The sequence below is a fragment of the Citrobacter sp. RHBSTW-00570 genome (genome assembly GCF_013739755.1).
GTDB classification, from domain to species: Bacteria; Pseudomonadota; Gammaproteobacteria; order Enterobacterales; family Enterobacteriaceae; genus Citrobacter; species Citrobacter braakii.
Genome location: NZ_CP056399.1, coordinates 2,135,622 through 2,152,381 on the forward strand (window position 1 = coordinate 2,135,622; position 16,760 = coordinate 2,152,381).

Annotated in this window: 19 protein-coding genes and 1 pseudogene; 14 read left to right on the forward strand and 6 right to left on the reverse strand. The window is 50.5% G+C overall.

What is annotated here, in order from left to right; genetic code table 11:
• Positions 1 to 36 precede the first annotated feature (36 nt).
• Complete coding sequence (locus HV237_RS10125; RefSeq protein ID WP_016156830.1) at positions 37 to 1,326, forward strand: arsenic transporter; 1,290 nt, start codon at positions 37 to 39, stop codon at positions 1,324 to 1,326.
• Positions 1,327 to 1,338: 12 nt separating this feature from the next.
• Positions 1,339 to 1,764: a glutaredoxin-dependent arsenate reductase gene (gene arsC, locus HV237_RS10130; RefSeq protein WP_019077061.1), complete on the forward strand. Its 426-nt coding sequence runs from the start codon at positions 1,339 to 1,341 to the stop codon at positions 1,762 to 1,764.
• Positions 1,765 to 1,984: 220 nt separating this feature from the next.
• Here arsC and HV237_RS10135 read toward each other — a convergent pair whose 3' ends face one another.
• The gene (locus HV237_RS10135; protein WP_047358318.1) at positions 1,985 to 2,326 is read right to left on the reverse strand and encodes a hypothetical protein; all 342 of its coding nucleotides are present in this window, start codon (positions 2,324 to 2,326) and stop codon (positions 1,985 to 1,987) included.
• Positions 2,327 to 2,544: 218 nt separating this feature from the next.
• On the opposite strand from HV237_RS10135, the gene HV237_RS10140 reads away from it, so the two are divergent.
• From HV237_RS10140 to HV237_RS10160, 6 genes and pseudogenes are all read left to right on the forward strand, one after another.
• The gene (locus HV237_RS10140; RefSeq protein WP_047358317.1) at positions 2,545 to 3,234 is read left to right on the forward strand and encodes a hypothetical protein; all 690 of its coding nucleotides are present in this window, start codon (positions 2,545 to 2,547) and stop codon (positions 3,232 to 3,234) included.
• Between the two features lie 13 nt (positions 3,235 to 3,247).
• Positions 3,248 to 3,718, forward strand: coding sequence for an SRPBCC family protein (locus HV237_RS10145; RefSeq protein WP_047358316.1), 471 nt, complete (start codon positions 3,248 to 3,250; stop codon positions 3,716 to 3,718).
• A 206-nt stretch (positions 3,719 to 3,924) separates the two neighbouring features.
• Positions 3,925 to 5,067, forward strand: coding sequence for a transglutaminase domain-containing protein (locus HV237_RS10150; protein ID WP_029139580.1), 1,143 nt, complete (start codon positions 3,925 to 3,927; stop codon positions 5,065 to 5,067).
• Positions 5,045 to 5,388 (forward strand): annotated as a pseudogene (locus HV237_RS26365) (mercuric transporter MerT family protein). Before HV237_RS10150 ends, HV237_RS26365 begins: the two are co-directional and overlap by 23 nt.
• Positions 5,385 to 5,666: a heavy-metal-associated domain-containing protein gene (locus HV237_RS10155; protein WP_047358315.1), complete on the forward strand. Its 282-nt coding sequence runs from the start codon at positions 5,385 to 5,387 to the stop codon at positions 5,664 to 5,666. Before HV237_RS26365 ends, HV237_RS10155 begins: the two are co-directional and overlap by 4 nt.
• 209 nt (positions 5,667 to 5,875) lie before the next feature.
• On the forward strand, positions 5,876 to 6,541 hold the full coding sequence (locus HV237_RS10160) for a YecA family protein (RefSeq protein ID WP_016153459.1): 666 nt from the start codon (positions 5,876 to 5,878) through the stop codon (positions 6,539 to 6,541).
• 28 nt (positions 6,542 to 6,569) lie between these two features.
• On the opposite strand, the gene tyrP is transcribed toward HV237_RS10160, so the two are convergent.
• On the reverse strand, positions 6,570 to 7,781 hold the full coding sequence (tyrP, locus tag HV237_RS10165) for a tyrosine transporter TyrP (RefSeq protein ID WP_019077056.1): 1,212 nt from the start codon (positions 7,779 to 7,781) through the stop codon (positions 6,570 to 6,572).
• Positions 7,782 to 8,006: 225 nt separating this feature from the next.
• On the opposite strand from tyrP, the gene HV237_RS10170 reads away from it, so the two are divergent.
• Positions 8,007 to 8,246 (forward strand): YecH family metal-binding protein, encoded by a 240-nt coding sequence (locus tag HV237_RS10170; protein WP_019077055.1) that lies wholly within the window; start codon positions 8,007 to 8,009, stop codon positions 8,244 to 8,246.
• Between the two features lie 45 nt (positions 8,247 to 8,291).
• On the opposite strand, the gene ftnA is transcribed toward HV237_RS10170, so the two are convergent.
• Both ftnA and HV237_RS10180 read right to left on the reverse strand, forming a co-directional pair.
• Positions 8,292 to 8,789 (reverse strand): non-heme ferritin, encoded by a 498-nt coding sequence (gene ftnA, locus HV237_RS10175; RefSeq protein ID WP_016153456.1) that lies wholly within the window; start codon positions 8,787 to 8,789, stop codon positions 8,292 to 8,294.
• A gap of 194 nt (positions 8,790 to 8,983) precedes the next feature.
• Positions 8,984 to 9,319 carry a YecR-like lipofamily protein gene (locus tag HV237_RS10180; protein ID WP_016153455.1) on the reverse strand — a complete coding sequence of 112 codons (336 nt, stop codon included), beginning with the start codon at positions 9,317 to 9,319 and terminating at the stop codon, positions 8,984 to 8,986.
• A 268-nt stretch (positions 9,320 to 9,587) separates the two neighbouring features.
• On the opposite strand from HV237_RS10180, the gene HV237_RS10185 reads away from it, so the two are divergent.
• Positions 9,588 to 10,226, forward strand: coding sequence for an RpiB/LacA/LacB family sugar-phosphate isomerase (locus HV237_RS10185; RefSeq protein WP_016153454.1), 639 nt, complete (start codon positions 9,588 to 9,590; stop codon positions 10,224 to 10,226).
• A 33-nt stretch (positions 10,227 to 10,259) separates the two neighbouring features.
• Here the strand turns inward: HV237_RS10185 and HV237_RS10190 are convergent, their stop codons facing one another.
• A complete protein-coding gene (locus HV237_RS10190; RefSeq protein ID WP_047358314.1) occupies positions 10,260 to 11,681 on the reverse strand; it encodes an MFS transporter in 1,422 nt (473 codons plus the stop codon).
• 128 nt (positions 11,682 to 11,809) lie between these two features.
• Here HV237_RS10190 and HV237_RS10195 point away from each other — a divergent pair, with 128 nt between their 5' ends.
• Positions 11,810 to 12,061 (forward strand): DUF2766 family protein, encoded by a 252-nt coding sequence (locus HV237_RS10195; protein WP_016153452.1) that lies wholly within the window; start codon positions 11,810 to 11,812, stop codon positions 12,059 to 12,061.
• 138 nt (positions 12,062 to 12,199) lie between these two features.
• Here the strand turns inward: HV237_RS10195 and HV237_RS10200 are convergent, their stop codons facing one another.
• Positions 12,200 to 12,703 (reverse strand): non-heme ferritin-like protein, encoded by a 504-nt coding sequence (locus HV237_RS10200; RefSeq protein ID WP_016153451.1) that lies wholly within the window; start codon positions 12,701 to 12,703, stop codon positions 12,200 to 12,202.
• A 553-nt stretch (positions 12,704 to 13,256) separates the two neighbouring features.
• On the opposite strand from HV237_RS10200, the gene HV237_RS10205 reads away from it, so the two are divergent.
• The 3 genes from HV237_RS10205 (at position 13,257) to araG (ending at position 16,749) form a co-directional block, all read left to right on the forward strand.
• Positions 13,257 to 13,814, forward strand: coding sequence for a DJ-1/PfpI family protein (locus tag HV237_RS10205; protein ID WP_047358313.1), 558 nt, complete (start codon positions 13,257 to 13,259; stop codon positions 13,812 to 13,814).
• A gap of 315 nt (positions 13,815 to 14,129) precedes the next feature.
• Positions 14,130 to 15,119, forward strand: a complete 990-nt coding sequence (locus HV237_RS10210; RefSeq protein ID WP_003034602.1) for an arabinose ABC transporter substrate-binding protein — start codon at positions 14,130 to 14,132, stop codon at positions 15,117 to 15,119.
• A 115-nt stretch (positions 15,120 to 15,234) separates the two neighbouring features.
• A complete protein-coding gene (gene araG / locus HV237_RS10215; protein WP_019077050.1) occupies positions 15,235 to 16,749 on the forward strand; it encodes an arabinose ABC transporter ATP-binding protein AraG in 1,515 nt (504 codons plus the stop codon).
• The last annotated feature ends 11 nt before the right edge of the window (positions 16,750 to 16,760 follow it).

Sequence of the window (16,760 nt, forward strand, 5' to 3'; positions counted from 1 at the left end):
TTTACATACGCATAATCATATATAAAGGAATCTAAAATGCTTTTGGCAGGGAGTATTTTTATACTGACGCTGGTCTTGGTCATCTGGCAGCCCAGAGGTCTCAGCATTGGCTGGAGCGCAAGTATCGGAGCCTTACTGGCACTGGGGACAGGGGTCATCCACATTGATGATATTCCCGTAGTCTGGAATATCGTCTGGAACGCAACAGCGGCATTCATCGCGGTGATTATCATCAGCCTGCTGCTCGATGAGTCCGGTTTCTTTGAATGGGCCGCGCTGCATGTCTCCCGCTGGGGTAACGGGCGTGGTCGCCTGCTGTTTACCTGGATAATACTGCTTGGCGCTGCTGTTGCTGCGCTGTTTGCTAACGACGGTGCAGCACTGATACTGACGCCGATTGTGATTGCGATGCTGCTCGCCCTGGGGTTCAGCCAGGCGACGACGCTGGCCTTTGTCATGGCTGCAGGATTTATCGCAGATACAGCCAGCCTGCCGCTGATTGTCTCTAACCTGGTCAATATTGTCTCGGCGGATTTCTTCGGCCTGGGCTTTACACAGTATGCCTCCGTGATGGTTCCTGTGAACCTGGCGGCCATTGCTGCCACGCTGGTCATGCTCCATCTCTTCTTCCGCCGCGACATCCCGGCCAGTTATGACGTTTCACTGCTCAAGATGCCTGCCAGTGCGATTAAAGATCCGGCGACGTTCAGGGCGGGCTGGATTGTTCTGCTGTTCCTGCTGGTCGGTTTCTTTGTTCTGGAGCCGCTGGGGATCCCAGTAAGCGCGATAGCAGCAGTTGGGGCTGCGGTGCTGTTCGTGGTAGCCAAGCGTGGCCACGCCATTAATACCGGGAAAGTGCTGCGCGGGGCGCCCTGGCAGATCGTGATTTTCTCGCTGGGTATGTATATGGTCGTCTACGGCCTGCGTAATGCAGGACTCACCGAGTATCTTTCTGCTGTACTCAATATGCTGGCAGACAAAGGTTTATGGGCTGCCACGTTCGGTACCGGCTTCCTGACTGCCTTCCTGTCGTCTGTGATGAACAATATGCCGACGGTGCTGATTGGTGCATTGTCCATTGACGGGAGTGCTGCGACCGGCGTCGTCAAAGAGGCGATGATTTATGCCAATGTGATTGGCTGCGATTTAGGGCCTAAAATCACCCCGATAGGCAGTCTGGCAACTCTGCTGTGGCTTCATGTGTTGGCACAGAAAAATATGACCATCACCTGGGGATATTACTTCCGCACCGGCATTATCATGACTCTGCCCGTGCTATTCGTCACTCTGGCCGCGCTGGCGTGGCGGCTCTCTGTCACTTTGTAATGAGATATTGATATGAGCAACATTACCATCTATCACAACCCGGCCTGTGGCACCTCACGTAACACGCTGGAGATGATCCGTAACAGCGGTAACGAACCAACTATTATTTATTATCTCGATACGCCCCCGACTCGTGATGAACTGACCAAACTGATTTCAGATATGGGCATTTCAGTACGCGCATTGCTGCGCAAGAACGTTGAACCTTATGAGCAGCTGGGTCTTGATGAAGATAAGTTTTCTGATGAGCAGTTGATCGATTTTATGATTCAGCATCCGATCCTGATTAATCGGCCGATTGTAGTGACGCCGCTTGGCACGCGTCTTTGTCGTCCCTCAGAAATTGTGCTGGATATTTTACCTGAAGGTCAGAAAGGCTCTTTTACCAAAGAGGATGGCGAAAAGGTCATTGACGAAACAGGGAAACGGGTTAAGTAATCTTTCCGCTTAATATTATCGGGAGCCTGTTTAACTTCATACCGGGGTCTGCTCTTGGCTGATAACCCTCATAGAACAATCAAAGCAATAAGCAGTGTCGCGAAACCACCTACGGGTGGTTTTTTTGTGCCGGCTTTTGACGAACCATAGATATTTTGCGTCAAGTAAGCCAGCCAGATACGTTAAGCCGCCCGCTACACACTCCCCATTGCCAATCAATCTATCGACGAATCGGTGCATTAAACATAAACCTTCCCCGGGCTGGGTTGTTGATAAAGCCATCCCGGGCGGGATTATAGTTGTGGTCCTGAAAACCATTCATCATGATGGGATCGCCTATGCCATCCTGAATCGCCAAATGTCTGTGGATTCGGTTACGTGCCCTGAATGTGAAAGCGAAATCATCCGTCCCGCCAATGATGATGACGCCATTTCCTGCAAGAAGTGCCGCGCTTAACTCTTGCTCTCTTGCGGCCTGGTTTTGTAACGCGCTGGCTGCGGCGGACGATGACGCCAGCAGCAATACGAGGACGGCGCATGAAAATACCGATGGCAGTTTCATGATTAATACCCATTAAAAGTATGGCTATTAAAGTATAGCTATTAAAGTATAGTCTTATACCTTCATCTCATCTGAATAGAAAATAAACAATTTAAGCCTGTTGCCTGTACGGAGTCTGAGTGGGCGGGAGAAGAGAGCCGCGCAATTAAGAACTATAATAAAAACAGTCGACAGCTGATGACTCCAGTTTACAGATAGTACCGATACAGGGGGCGGTTATGCGCGTCTCATTTTCTCCGCGAGTTGCGTTCACCGCATTGCTTATTTTTAGCTTTGCAGTATCCCCGGCGGAAAAAGGAGGGCCATTTTCGCCGTACGCCAGGAGCGCGGATCCTGTTGCATTGTCGCAGCAGTCATTCAATCACATGACCTCTTACCAGGTTATGATGCGATCCTCATCTGCGCATGATGAAAATAAAATCATTCGCTACAGTTATCAAAAACCCGGCTACGTGCGAATGGATTTTACCCAGCCGCATTCTGGCGCGGTGCTTATTTTTAATCCTGTCAGCGGGAAAGTGACTCTATGGCCATTTGGTGTGGGTACGTTGCCCGTTTTGCACCTGTCGCCCACCAATTCATTGATCCAGGATGAGCGAGGTCATCGGGTGGATCGCTCTGATATCGGCGTGTTGTTGGGCAATGTTCGCCATCTGCAACGCGGGGGAACAACTACCATTGTTGCTAAGGAGCGCCTTGCGGGACGGGAGACGACACACATATCCGTAATGGGGCTAGGAAAACAGACCGTAGATGGCGTTCACCGCTACGACATCTGGCTGGATAATTATCACGGACTCCCTGCCAAAGTGATCAGCTATGCGCCAGATGGGCAGCGATTAGAAACTGTTCTGCTGGATGCTATGGTTATCAACACCCGTTTCCCCGTCAATTTTTTCACGCCTTGAGGGAGCCTGCACTATGGCTGACTATCAGTTTTCCACAGTCTGGCGGGTTGAGGCTTCAATTCAGGAGGTATGGGATGTTTTTTCCCATCCGGATAGCTGGCCTGAATGGTGGGGAAGTCTGGAACGCGTCGTTGAGATAAGGAAAGGGGATTTACGGGGTATTGGGGCGTTGCATCGTTATACCTGGAAAGGGGCGCTTCCTTACCGCTTAACCTTTGATATCAATGTGTTGAAAATACGGCCTTGCACATTGCTTGAAGGACAAGCCAGCGGCGCGGTGGAAGGGCGAGGGGTATGGTCTTTTACTGCCAATGGTACAGCGACTATTGTCAGATATGACTGGAATGTGCGTACCACGATCCGCTGGATGAATTATCTCGCCCCGCTGGCAGCACCTGTATTTCGCTGGAATCACAATACGGTCATGCGCGAGGGGGCAAGAGGGTTAGCCCGCAAACTGGCAACGACTGTGTATATAGTCTGAACGTATCTCCGCTGCTGTACTTTTTTGGCTGTAAATGGCTTAATAGCGACCTTGCAGTTTCTCACTTCATTCACAGTTAACAGGTCTGTTATTGATGAATAATCTCCATCGACTCGCCTTTTTATGCCAGCCTCTGTCTGCTGTGATGATCGCGTACGGTTTCCCCTTTAGCCGTAGCTCAACTCTTACAACCTGGACAGACAGCAATGCAACGTCGTCAGTTTCTCAAAAATAGCGTTCTCCTTTCCGCCGCCGGATTAGTCGGCCCTGCAGTCATTAGCCAGACGGTACGTGCCGCTGAGCCATCCGTTGCGCCAATAGCTCGTCGACGCTTTGTCTTATCTCAAACGTATAAACTTAATCCTCCTAAGGGATCGAGCGGCGTGGTGAAACTGTGGATCCCGCTACCGGTGGATACCGCGTTTCAACAAATGACAGCGCTTGCCTTTAGCGGAAACTATAAGCAGGCGTACGTCACCACCAATAATACCTACGGCGCGAAAACGCTGTTTGCCACCTGGGCTGACTCGCAGGGTGAATTGTTGGTTAACGTTGATATCGACATTGAAACCGCCGACTGGGAACCGCTGAAGCAGGACGCGCTGAAAAACTGGCAGGCACCTGAGCAGATTATTTATCCGCTGGATGTAAAACCGTATCTGTTGCCGACGGCACATACCCCAGTTGATGGACTGGTCCTGGAAACCGCGCGTAAAATCACCGGTAATGAGCAGGATCCGCTAAAAAAAGCGCGCCTGATTTACGAATGGGTCAGCAGCCATATGGAGCGTGACAACGACGTTATTGGCTGCGGCACGGGAGATGTGGCGGAGATATTAAAAAGCGGTAAGCTCAAAGGAAAATGCACCGACATGAGCTCCGTTTTTGTTGCTCTGGCGCGGGCCAGCGGTATTCCGGCGCGCGAACTGTTTGGCATCCGTCTGGGCAAGGCCAATAAGCTCGAACGTTACTCGAAAAGTGCTTTTGGCACAGCCGACAGTGCAGGCGTTGCCAATGTGAGCGGCGGTCAACACTGCCGTGCTGAGTTCTATCTGGCAGGTTACGGTTGGTTACCGTGCGATCCTGCTGACGTGACCAAAATGCGTCTGGCAGAGAAAAAAACGCATCAGGATGCCGATGTCCAGGCGGTTAACGCTTACCTGTTTGGTAACTGGGAAATGAACTGGGTTGGATTCAACTACGGGCGTGATTTCGAGTTGTATCCGGCAACGGAGCAGGGGGCCATGAATAACTTTGGTTATCCTTACGCTGAAGTCGATGGCGACCCGATCAATTTTTATGATCCTAAAGCGTTCTCCTACAGCTATGTCGCCACAGAACAACGCTAAAGGTGCGGGGCGGCTGCTGCGGCCGCCGTCACCGCTGGCTTATGCTGTGTTGGACCGCTACTTTACCTGCTGTTTGGTATTTCGGCGGCGAGCTTCGCCGTTTTCACCCGGTTTGAGTTTTTGCGAACTCCTCTGGTACTGCTGTCCCTGGGATTATTACTGCGTGTCTTCTGGCGGCTCTATTTTTCCAAACGGTTGTGGTGCTCCGGGTGGTTAACTCTGAAGCAAGCGCGCGTTCTCTACTGGTGCGCGCTGGCATTGATTTTACCGGTGCTATTTTACCCAACGCTTGTTGCCTGGTTTTATGAGGTATTTGAATGAAGATCTTCGCGTTAGTTGCATGCTTGCTGTTGCCGCTGTGGGCTCAGGCGGCCAATCAAAAAGTGGTGCTGAATATACAAAATATGACCTGCTCGTTATGCGTTATTTCGGTCAATCAGGCGCTACGTGAAACCGACGGCGTGATTAAAGCAAAATCCTCTCTCAAAACCCGGCAGGCAGAAGCCATCGTGCCAGAAGGTTTCCCAACCGATACTCTACTTAACGCAGTAGCGAAAACGGGCTATACCGCAACGCTCAACCGTATTGAACAACAGTAAACCACCTGCGGGTGGTTTTATTGTGTTTTCCCGGTATGATGCCCGGCGGCTTAGTGTTCTCTTTTGTGCGTTAACTACCGGAATTCCCCTCTTTTCCTGTTAACCTGAACAGGCGGCTGCTGTAAGCCGCATATGCCCATTTATATCTGTTATCCCTCCAGCCATGTAGGATGATCACAGGCAAGATTTTTTGACTAAGGAAAAGCGTTATGAAAACGGGACCATTAAACGAGAGCGAACTGGAATGGCTGGATGATGTACTGACTAAGTACAATACGGATAAGGCTATTCTGGATGTGTCAGAACTGGATGGTTTACTGACGGCGGTACTGAGTTCACCGTATGAAATTGAACCGGAGCAGTGGCTGGTCGCTATTTGGGGCGGCGCGCAGTATGTTCCTCGCTGGTCCTCCGAAAAAGAAATGACGCGTTTCATGAACCTGGCGTTTCAACATATGGCGGATACGGCCGATCGCCTGGATGAATATCCTGAGCAGTTTGAGCCGCTGTTTGGTTTGCGTGAAATTGACGAGCATGAACTGACCATCGTTGAAGAGTGGTGTTTTGGTTATATGCGCGGCGTCGCGCTGTCGGACTGGTCCGCGTTACCAGACTCGTTAAAACCGGCGCTCGAGGCTATTGCGCTGCACGGTACGGAAGAAAACTTTGCGGTCGTTGAGAAAATGACGCCAGAAGCGTTCGAAGAGAGCGTGGATGCCATCCGCCTGGCGGCGCTGGATCTGCATGCTTACTGGATGGCGCATCCCCAGGAAACGCCGATTAAAGTACCGGTCAAAGTGGATGCCAAGGTAGGGCGCAATGACCCTTGTCCGTGCGGTAGCGGTAAAAAATATAAGCAGTGCTGTTTGCATTAAGAAAAAGGGGCGTTAAGCCCCTTTTGTTTTAACCCACTTCCGGTAGTAATCCTGCTGCAATAGAAAACTGTACGGCTATCACCACAATGCCGCACAAAAATACCAGCGCCAGCGCCGGAGCACCCCCTGCCACGCGATATTTAGCCTGTGGATTCTGTTTTCTGCTCTGCCATGCCAGCATCGAGGGAATGAGCAGCGCCAGCACCGCCAGGGCAACGCCCGCATACCCCAGGGCCATGACGAAACCACGCGGATAGAACAGCGCGAATGCCAGCGGCGGCAGGAAGGTCACCACGCCGGTTTGCATTCTTCCTGCTACGGTATTGCGGCGCTGGAAGAGGTCGGCCAGGTAGTCAAATAATCCCAATGCGACGCCGAGGAAAGAGGTTGCCAGCGCAAGGTCGGCAAACAGATGCACCGCCAGTTCGACGTGCGGCGAAGCCACGACTTCACGTAATGCTTGTAATAAACCGTTTAAACCAGCGTGGTTGGCTAACAGCCCCATGAACGTTGAGGAGTTAATACTGCCAAGCGTGGCCAGTTGCCAGAAGATATAGGCGACTAGCGGAATGGCACTACCGGTGATAAACACCCAACGCAGTTTACGGATGTTACCGTTCATATAGCTGACGATACTGGGGACGCTGCCGTGAAAACCGAACGAAGTGAAGATAACCGGGATTGCAGACAGTGCCAGCCCCTGCTGAAGCGGTAACGTAAGCAGGTTTACTTTATGGATATGCGGCATTAACAGGGCCAGCATCACCACCAGGAAGATTATCTTGGCACTGAACAACAGACGGTTGAACAGATCGACCAAAGATGTGCCAACGCAAACCACGCCACCGGCAACAAAGGTGAACAGCAGTACGCCTGTTGTCGGGGAGAGCGTTGTCCCGGTCCAGTCGCTGATGCTGGAAGCCAGCAACTCACCAGCGCCACTGATATACGCCGCCGTCAGCGCGTACATTAAAAACATCATGCTAAAGCCCGTTACCCATTGTCCGTAACGACCAAGATAACGTTTTGCCAGCGTACCCAACCCGGTGTCTGCCGGTACGTGTTGATACACTTCAAGCAGCAACAGCGCGGTGTAGCACATTAGCGCCCAAAGACTCACTAACAATACCAGCGTGACGCTAAACCCCACGCCTGCCGCGGCCAGCGGCATTGCCAACATACCGGCACCAATCGTGGTTCCCGCCACGATAAAAATACTACCCAGGGTTCTGTTTTTCACGCTTTCCTCTGTCCCAGAGATAATCAACGGTTATATCTGCGGCGCAGGTTAAGGCAAAACGCTATTTTCGTCAAATCACCGTTACAATGAATGTACATTAATCTTTACGATGTTTGGCGCATTAAGATGTATCACAAATGATATTTATCTGCGGGTAAACCTGCGTTAGCGCAAAGCAAGGCCGTGCCGTTCACATTAGGCTACGGACTTTATTGAGGAGGTAGTATGGAATCTATTCACGGTCACGAAGTGCTCAACATGATGATTGAATCTGGCGAGCAGTATTCACATGCCAGCCTTGAAGCGGCGATTACGGCACGGTTTGGCGAGCAGGCTCGTTTTCACACCTGTTCTGCGGCGGATATGTCGGCAGCCGAGCTGGTGGCGTTTTTAGCGGCGAAGGGAAAGTTTATTGCAAAAGAAGACGGCTTCTCTACGCACGAAAGCAAGATCTGCCGTCACTGATTTTAGCGGGTAATGATGGCGGGTTGCCTTCATTACCCCACAACATTAATTCTGTGTATCAAGCGTAGCCAGTTCTTTATCGATGAAATAAAGACCTTCGCCACTTTTCCCTGCCAGCGATAACTTATCAATGACAGATTTAAATAATTTTTCTTCTTCATGCTGCTCGGCAACATACCATTGCAGGAAATTAAACGTCGGATAATCCTGGTGGGTCATTGCCGCGTGTGCCAGCTCATTAATTTTCTGGGTGATCAACTGCTCGTGTTCATAAGTAACACGGAACAGTTCGTCCAGAGACGCATATTCAGCAAAGGGGGAAGGAACGGTGTTAATACACGGCAAGCTGCCAGTATCGGTCAGGTAGTCAAACAGACGCTGCATATGCGTCATCTCTTCCTGGGCGTGACGGCGCAGGAACGCGGCGGCGCCTTCAAAGCTGTGATAGCTGCACCACGCGCTCATCTGTTGGTAGAGCAGAGATGAATATAATTCAAGGTTCATTTGCTCATTCAGTTGGTCGATCATTTCTGTTTTCAGCATGGTTGTGCTCCACAAACGTTATTATATATTAGCGTGGCGTCACTATAATTTGTTATTTAATTATTTGCAAAAGGTAAAATAATAAATTTATTTATTAAAAATGCGAATGGGAATAAAACGCATTAACGCTATTAAGCGGAGAATATAAATAATGAAAAGGCAGAAGACCAGCAATAATGTGCTGGTCGAAAATATTAATAATTGAAGGCAGGCGACTGGGATACCGCAACGCCGTGACACTGCCAGGCGAGCGTGATTTTGGTATTTAAGCACAGAGAACCGGCATATACGCTACAGGTTGACACCGGCTGACCAAACGCCATGGCGTTGGCATAACCCAGGCGCTGACACTCTTTGGTGGCTGTACCTTGGGTAACGTAGTCATCAGTACGCGCCGTTTGTAGCATGGCCTGGTTGTAGGTCAGGCGAACGACGCCGGTGATGGCACTGGCTTCGCTGACCTGCGCCTGTTTAGTAATAGTGCATCCTGTCAGCACGAGCGGCAAAAGGGCAAGGATAAAGGTCTTCATGTGATCGCTCTGAAAGTTCGGAGATAGGCTATCATGGCATATGTGGTGGCGCATCAATGGCTTGAATAGCCCGAAGATCACCTGCGATTAATCGCAACGACGTCATTTTATTGAGGCTATTCTGAGCTGTCTCAGAAAAAATGTGAGCACCTCATTATTTTATAAAACAAAATTTCATTAAATTTGAAAGTGAGTTTGCAAAATAGTAATGTGGCCTGAATGTTATGACTTTCAGCGGGCCTCCGCAGCGCATTCAGGAGATTACAGAATGAAAATTGCATTGATGATGGAAAACAGCCAGGCAAGCAAAAATGCCATCATTCATAACGAGCTTAAAGCCGTTGCGGATGAGAAAGGTTTTCCAGTGTATAACGTCGGGATGAGCGACGAAAATGACCATCATCTGACCTACATCCATTTAGGGATTATGGCCAGCATCCTGCTCAATTCCAAAGCCGTGGATTTTGTGGTTACGGGTTGCGGTACGGGTCAAGGGGCAATGATGTCACTGAATATTCATCCGGGCGTGGTGTGTGGTTACTGTCTCGATCCGGCAGACGCATTCTTGTTCTCTCAGATCAACAACGGGAATGCGCTTTCTCTGGCATTCGCCAAAGGTTTTGGCTGGGGTGCTGAGCTGAATGTGCGCTATATGTTTGAAAAAGCATTCACTGGTCGTAACGGCGAAGGGTATCCACCAGAGCGTAAAGAGCCGCAGGTGCGTAACGCGGGTATTCTGAACCAGGTGAAAGCGGCGGTGGTAAAAGAAAACTATCTGGACACTCTGCGCGCTATCGATCCTGAACTGGTAAAAACCGCCGTATCTGGCCCGCGCTTCCAGCAGTGCTTTTTTGAAAACTGCCAGGACAAAGCGATCGAAGCGTTTGTACGCGAGATAGTTGGCTAAATCCTGTTGGCCCGGCGGTGTTCGCCTGCCGGGCTATTTGCTCTTGTTAGAAACCGCGCTTCCAGCATCATGGGCAAGCCGCAGCGTATCAACCATACCTACCAGACAAATAATCGCAATAGCGACAAAGGCCAGCCGGAAACTGATCCCCGGAATATTGCCTAACGCCAGCCATTCACTCACCTCATCGCCGATACGGATCCCGATAGCGGCCAACGAAATGCCCAAGCCTACCGCTAATTGTGTTGCCGTACTGAACAGCGTATTGGCGTAGCTCATTTGTGGTCCGGGGACGTCTGCAAAGGCAAGCGTGCTGATGCCGGTAAACTGAATTGAGCGGAACACGCCGCCCAGATACAACACCAACAAAATAACCCACACCGGGGTCTGCGGCGTAATTAATGCACAGGCCAACAGCGCCAGGACGTTTAGCGCACCGTTGATTAACAGCAGTTTCTTAAAGCCCAGCCAGCGTATCAACGGCGTGGTGGCAGGTTTTATCGTCAGATTGCCCACAAACACCGCCAGAACCAGCGAACCCGCGTGAAAAGCGTTCATGCCAAAACCGACCTGGAACATTAACGGCAGCAGAAATGGTACAGCGCTAATAGATGCACGAAATAGTGACCCGCCGTACAGGGTGACGCGAAAAGTAGGGACGCTCATGGCATCAAGACGAATCATCGGCCAGGTAGTGCGACGAAAATGATGCAGGGCAAACAGAAAGGTCACGGTTCCTAGCGCCAGCAGCCCGGCGGTTAGCCAGCCCTGCGGCTGCTGGGTTCCCAGTAACTCCATGGCATACACCAGGCTAACCATCGCAACAGAGGTCGCGATAAAACCCGCTATATCAAATGGACGGCGCTCGTCGTCATGAATATCCGGGATAAAACGTAGCGCCAGCGCGATCGCCAAAACTCCCAGCGGTACGTTAATAAAGAAGATCCAACGCCAGTTAGCATAGCTGGTAATGAATCCTCCAAGCGGTGGCCCGATGATAGGCGCGACTAATGCGGGCCAGGTCAGGGTCGCAATAGCGGTGATCAACTGATGTTTAGGCGTGGTGCGCAGTACCGCGAGACGGCCAACAGGAACCATTAGCGCGCCACCTACACCCTGTAAAATTCGCATTGCTACAAAGCTCTCAAGGCTTTCGGACAAACCGCATAAAACCGAAGCGAGAGTAAAAATCGCCAGCGCCAGGGTAAACACTTTTCGGGCGCCGAAGCGATCCGCAATCCAGCCGCTGGCGGGGATAAGCACCGCGAGGGTGATCAAGTAGGCGCTGATACCAATGTTCAGGTCTACCGCCTGTACGCCAAAGCTTTTGGCCATGTCGGGTAGGGCTGTGGCAATCACCGTGCCGTCAATAAATTCCATAAAGAAAGCCCCGGCAACAAGTAATGCTGCCGGGGAAAGACCGCGTTGGTTCTCAACCGCTAACTGTTCACTCATGTTGTGCTTGCCATCTCAAAAGAAACTGACTGGACCTTTTTTATTTTCAGCGCATTTGTAATGTGTGCGCGGCTATCGTTTCGATCGCTGAATAGGTACTATGACGACCTTTCTATAAGGAGCTCACTATGTCCCAAACATTGAATGCCGATCAGGAACTGCTCTCGGACGTTGTTGCCTGTCAGCTGGTTATCAAGCAAATTCTTGATGTTCTTGATGTTATTGCCCCGGTAGAAGTTCGGGAAAAAATGTCCAGCCAACTGAAAAACATCGATTTTTCCAGCCATCCTGCAGGGGCCGATCCGGTCACTATGCGCGCAATACAAAAAGCGGTTGCCTTGATCGAGTTGAAATTCACGCCGCAGAATGAATCCCACTAAAATAAACCGTTGTTTCAGGTTTTAGAAAGGTTTTTTTGCGCCTCGCAGAATGGGAGGCGCGTGCCAGGGAAAATCAGAGGTTGACCGGATAAGGTGCGCAGCATCGCTATCCGGCATTAACGCGATGAAAACTGAAGATTAGTGATGCTGGTAGTTAACGACGTTGAGCAAGTGCTTATCGGTTTGCGCCATGCACAACCCCGCGCGTTTGGCGCTGCGGACTTCATCAAGAATCGTCTGTAACAGCACGCCATCCTGCTGCTGCTCTTTTTCCAGATCGTGAAGAAAATCAATGGTTGGCGCATCGTTTAATGCTTCAGCTTCATTGGTTAAACGCGAGAGCTTACTCGAACGCTGCTGATATTCATCCAACGTTTTCTGAAACAATTCTTCAAGGGAACTCAGTTCATCACCCGGCACATCCATGGCCTTGACGATGGGATTAGCCCCGGCACTTTTCATAAAATTGAACATACGCATCATTTGAGTCACGTTACCTTGCGCCTGCGTGCGTAAAAACGTGGCTGTACCTGTCAGGCTATGCTCGTAGCACCATTCGCTGAGATGCAGGTAAAGATTCGAGGCGTAGAACTCGAGATTCATTTGTGTATTGAGTTTATGAACAATTCCAACTGCAGCCATATCAATATCCTTATTTCCAGAAAGGGGGATGTACGTTACTCACGCCAGTACAGCGGGCTGCCGCTGCACTTCACCTCTACGTACAATTAAAGCTGTTAGCAGAATAAATCCGTTCCGCCGGTCCTTTAGTGATCACGAATTATATTCGCTCCGATCGAGATTCAGCATAACGCTTGCCCTGGTATAAGAAAATCCTTAAATCTGCGTATTTATGTTTTTTTACATATTGTCATAACAGTATTCATGCTTCTGCTGTTTTGGCATATAGATGACATGAATGTAAGAGGTTGAAATTTATGTTATTAAATGATTTTTATGATAATGAAATGGTGTTTCATATCACAAAATTAAATTCCACAATAAGGTATTGTCTGGCATCTGATGATTATCTGCCCAAGTTGAAAGGCAATTTCACGATCGGGATGGATTAGTACAAATTATCTGATGGCTAATTTTTTGCGCCAGATCAGTTTTAATCAAATTGAGAAATTTAACAGTCTGCACTGGTCGTCATTAATTGTTTCGTTTATGTGGATTAAGCAAGGAGTTACATATGAAGAAGGTTGCGGTGCTGCTGGCACCCGGTTTTGAAGAGGCGGAGGCGATTGTTACCCTTGATATTCTGCGTCGCTTGAATATCGAAGTCGAAACCCTGGCCTGCGCAGAGTCACGTGCGGTGGTGAGTTATCATGACGTACCGATGGTGATGGATAGCACGCTGGCCACGCGCCAGACATATCTCTACGATGCCGTCGTATTGCCAGGCGGGCCGCAGGGCAGCGTTAATCTTGCCGCCAGTGAGGCGGTCATCCAGTTTGTATCCCGTCATGATCAGGCAGGAAAGCTCATTTGCCCGGTATGTTCTGCGGCCGCGCGCGTGTTGGGCGGCAATAGTCTGCTGAAGGGGCGTCGCTATGTTTGCTCAGGAGATCTGTGGCAAAACGTCACGGACGGGGAATATATCGATGCGCCGGTTGTTGAAGATGGCAATCTGATTAGCGGCAAAGGGTTAGGGCATATTTTCGATTTTGCATTGACGCTTGCGGCGCGCCTGCTGGGAGATGACATTCCGGTTCGCGATCACGCTGACCACATTTATTACCGATGGTAATCATGTTCCCGAATGCTTCGGTATTCGGGAACAAGGATTCGTTGGCTGATGTTATGGATTAATCTGCTACCCCTCTTTTTCCCCGTCGACAAAACCGCGTTTTTTTATGTCATTTCCCGCTGAATTTATGTACGCAATTACTGTAATTCTGTGGTGTGATGCCGCTCTCTTATGGAGAATCAATTTCCCGCTAAAACTACTCTCAGCACTGGCATTGATCTTATCACTAAAAGGTAATGCCTTGTTTTACGTCCGAATTACAAAAAATCGTCTGATTTTACCCTACATAAAAGAACGTTAAAGCTGGAGTTAACCATGCACAAATTCACTAAAGCGCTGGCTGCCATCGGTCTGGCTGCCATTATGTCACAATCCGCTATCGCTGAATCCATGAAGCTCGGTTTCCTGGTCAAACAACCGGAAGAACCGTGGTTCCAGACTGAATGGAAATTTGCCGATAAAGCCGGTAAAGACCTTGGCTTTGAGGTGATTAAAATTGCCGTCCCGGATGGTGAGAAGACCCTTAACGCCATCGACAGCCTGGCTGCAAGTGGCGCAAAAGGGTTTGTGATTTGTACGCCGGACCCCAAACTCGGGCCTGCCATTATGGCCAAGGCGCGTGGCTACGATATGAAAGTCATTGCCGTCGACGACCAGTTTGCTAACGCCAAAGGTAAGCCGATGGATACCGTGCCGCTGGTGATGATGGCTGCAACCAAAATTGGTGAGCGCCAGGGCCAGGAGCTGTATAAGGAGATGCAAAAGCGCGGTTGGGATGTGAAATCCACAGCCGTAATGGCCATTACCGCGAATGAACTCGATACCGCGCGTCGCCGTACATCGGGTTCAATGGAAGCGCTTAAAGCCGCAGGCTTCCCGGAAAAACAGATCTACCAGGTCCCCACAAAATCGAATGATATCCCCGGGGCATTCGATGCCGCTAACTCCATGCTGGTTCAGCACCCTGAAGTCAAACACTGGCTGATTGTTGGCATGAACGACAACACCGTGCTGGGCGGCGTACGTGCGACCGAAGGGCAGGGCTTCAAAGCGCCGAATGTGATTGGTATCGGCATCAACGGCGTTGATGCCGTGAGCGAACTCTCCAAAGGCGAAGCGACCGGGTTCTACGGTTCACTCCTGCCAAGCCCGGACGTTCACGGCTACAAATCAAGTGAGATGCTCTACAACTGGGTAACGAAAGGTGCAGAGCCACCGGCGTTTACTGAAGTGACGGATGTGGTGCTGATTACCCGCGATAACTTTAAAGAAGAACTGGCGAAGAAAGGCTTAGGCGGTAAATAACACAAATGCCGGATGCGACGCCAACGCGTCTTATCCGGCCTACGAATTGCGTACTCAGTAGGCCGGATAAGGCAAAGCCGCTATCCGGCATAAAGATCTGACTCACGGAGACGTTATGCAACAGTCTACCCCGTATCTCTCATTTCGCGGCATTGGCAAAACGTTCCCCGGCGTTAAAGCGCTCACGGATATCAGTTTCGACTGCTATGCCGGTCAGGTGCATGCGCTGATGGGCGAAAATGGCGCCGGGAAATCAACACTATTAAAAATTCTCAGCGGCAACTATGCGCCAACGACGGGATCTTTGGCGATCCGTGGACAAGAGGTTTCGTTTGCGGACACCAATGCCGCGCTGAACGCCGGTGTTGCCATTATTTACCAGGAGCTGCATCTCGTCCCGGAAATGACCGTTGCCGAGAATATTTATTTAGGGCAGATGCCGCACAAAGGCGGGATTGTGAACCGCTCGCTGCTGAACTATGAAGCGGGTCTCCAGCTTAAGCATCTGGGCATGGATATCGATCCCGATACGCCGTTGAAATACCTCTCCATTGGTCAATGGCAAATGGTGGAGATTGCGAAAGCGCTGGCGCGCAACGCCAAAATTATCGCGTTTGATGAACCGACCAGCTCCCTTTCAGCGCGCGAGATTGAGAATCTGTTTCGCGTCATCCGTGAGCTACGCAACGAAGGGCGCATCATCCTGTACGTTTCGCACCGTATGGAGGAGATCTTTGCCCTTAGCGATGCCATCACCGTGTTTAAAGATGGTCATTACGTCAAAACGTTCACGGATATGCAGCAGGTCGATCACGACGCGCTGGTGCAGGCGATGGTCGGGCGCGACCTCGGTGATATTTATGGCTGGAAATCCAGACCTTATGGTGCAGAGCGCCTGCGTTTGCATGAAGTCAAAGCCCCTGGCGTGCGTACCCCGATCAGTTTATCGGTGCGCAGTGGTGAAATTGTCGGATTGTTTGGACTGGTGGGCGCCGGACGTAGCGAATTAATGAAAGGTCTGTTTGGCGGCACGCGTATCACGGCAGGCCAGGTGTTTATCGATGAACAGCCTATTGATATCCGTAAACCGAGCCACGCCATTGAAGCGGGGATGATGCTGTGCCCGGAAGATCGCAAGGCTGAAGGGATCATTCCGGTCCATTCGGTGCGTAACAACATCAACATCAGTGCCCGTCGTAAACATGTTCTGGGCGGATGCGTGATCAACAACGGCTGGGAAGAGACCAATGCCGATCACCATATTCGCTCACTCAATATTAAAACGCCGGGCGCGGAGCAACTGATTATGAACCTCTCCGGCGGTAATCAACAGAAGGCTATTCTCGGCCGTTGGTTATCGGAAGAGATGAAAGTGATTTTGCTGGACGAACCTACACGCGGTATTGATGTGGGCGCCAAGCATGAAATTTATAACGTGATTTATGCCCTCGCGGCGCGCGGCGTGGCCGTGCTGTTTGCTTCCAGCGATCTGCCAGAAGTGCTCGGTGTCGCCGACCGTATCGTGGTGATGAGAGAAGGTGAAATTGCCGGTGAGTTACTTCATGAACAGGCGGATGAACGCCAGGCGTTAAGCCTTGCTATGCCAAAAGTTAGCCAGGCTGTAGCCTGAATAAGGAGAGA

What these genes read in the sequence shown, in the direction of transcription:
- HV237_RS10145 (WP_047358316.1), top strand. Translation starts at nt 3,248, where the DNA reads ATGGCTGACTATCAGTTTTCCACAGTCTGGCGGGTTGAGGCTTCAATT.
- HV237_RS10125 (WP_016156830.1), top strand. Translation starts at nt 37, where the DNA reads ATGCTTTTGGCAGGGAGTATTTTTATACTGACGCTGGTCTTGGTCATC.
- arsC (WP_019077061.1), top strand. Translation starts at nt 1,339, where the DNA reads ATGAGCAACATTACCATCTATCACAACCCGGCCTGTGGCACCTCACGT.
- HV237_RS10200 (WP_016153451.1), bottom strand. Translation starts at nt 12,703, where the DNA reads ATGGCTGCAGTTGGAATTGTTCATAAACTCAATACACAAATGAATCTC.
- HV237_RS10210 (WP_003034602.1), top strand. Translation starts at nt 14,130, where the DNA reads ATGCACAAATTCACTAAAGCGCTGGCTGCCATCGGTCTGGCTGCCATT.
- araG (WP_019077050.1), top strand. Translation starts at nt 15,235, where the DNA reads ATGCAACAGTCTACCCCGTATCTCTCATTTCGCGGCATTGGCAAAACG.
- HV237_RS10190 (WP_047358314.1), bottom strand. Translation starts at nt 11,681, where the DNA reads ATGAGTGAACAGTTAGCGGTTGAGAACCAACGCGGTCTTTCCCCGGCA.
- HV237_RS10150 (WP_029139580.1), top strand. Translation starts at nt 3,925, where the DNA reads ATGCAACGTCGTCAGTTTCTCAAAAATAGCGTTCTCCTTTCCGCCGCC.
- HV237_RS10160 (WP_016153459.1), top strand. Translation starts at nt 5,876, where the DNA reads ATGAAAACGGGACCATTAAACGAGAGCGAACTGGAATGGCTGGATGAT.
- HV237_RS10185 (WP_016153454.1), top strand. Translation starts at nt 9,588, where the DNA reads ATGAAAATTGCATTGATGATGGAAAACAGCCAGGCAAGCAAAAATGCC.
- HV237_RS10140 (WP_047358317.1), top strand. Translation starts at nt 2,545, where the DNA reads ATGCGCGTCTCATTTTCTCCGCGAGTTGCGTTCACCGCATTGCTTATT.
- HV237_RS10205 (WP_047358313.1), top strand. Translation starts at nt 13,257, where the DNA reads ATGAAGAAGGTTGCGGTGCTGCTGGCACCCGGTTTTGAAGAGGCGGAG.
- HV237_RS10195 (WP_016153452.1), top strand. Translation starts at nt 11,810, where the DNA reads ATGTCCCAAACATTGAATGCCGATCAGGAACTGCTCTCGGACGTTGTT.
- ftnA (WP_016153456.1), bottom strand. Translation starts at nt 8,789, where the DNA reads ATGCTGAAAACAGAAATGATCGACCAACTGAATGAGCAAATGAACCTT.
- HV237_RS10180 (WP_016153455.1), bottom strand. Translation starts at nt 9,319, where the DNA reads ATGAAGACCTTTATCCTTGCCCTTTTGCCGCTCGTGCTGACAGGATGC.
- HV237_RS10135 (WP_047358318.1), bottom strand. Translation starts at nt 2,326, where the DNA reads ATGAAACTGCCATCGGTATTTTCATGCGCCGTCCTCGTATTGCTGCTG.
- HV237_RS10170 (WP_019077055.1), top strand. Translation starts at nt 8,007, where the DNA reads ATGGAATCTATTCACGGTCACGAAGTGCTCAACATGATGATTGAATCT.
- HV237_RS10155 (WP_047358315.1), top strand. Translation starts at nt 5,385, where the DNA reads ATGAAGATCTTCGCGTTAGTTGCATGCTTGCTGTTGCCGCTGTGGGCT.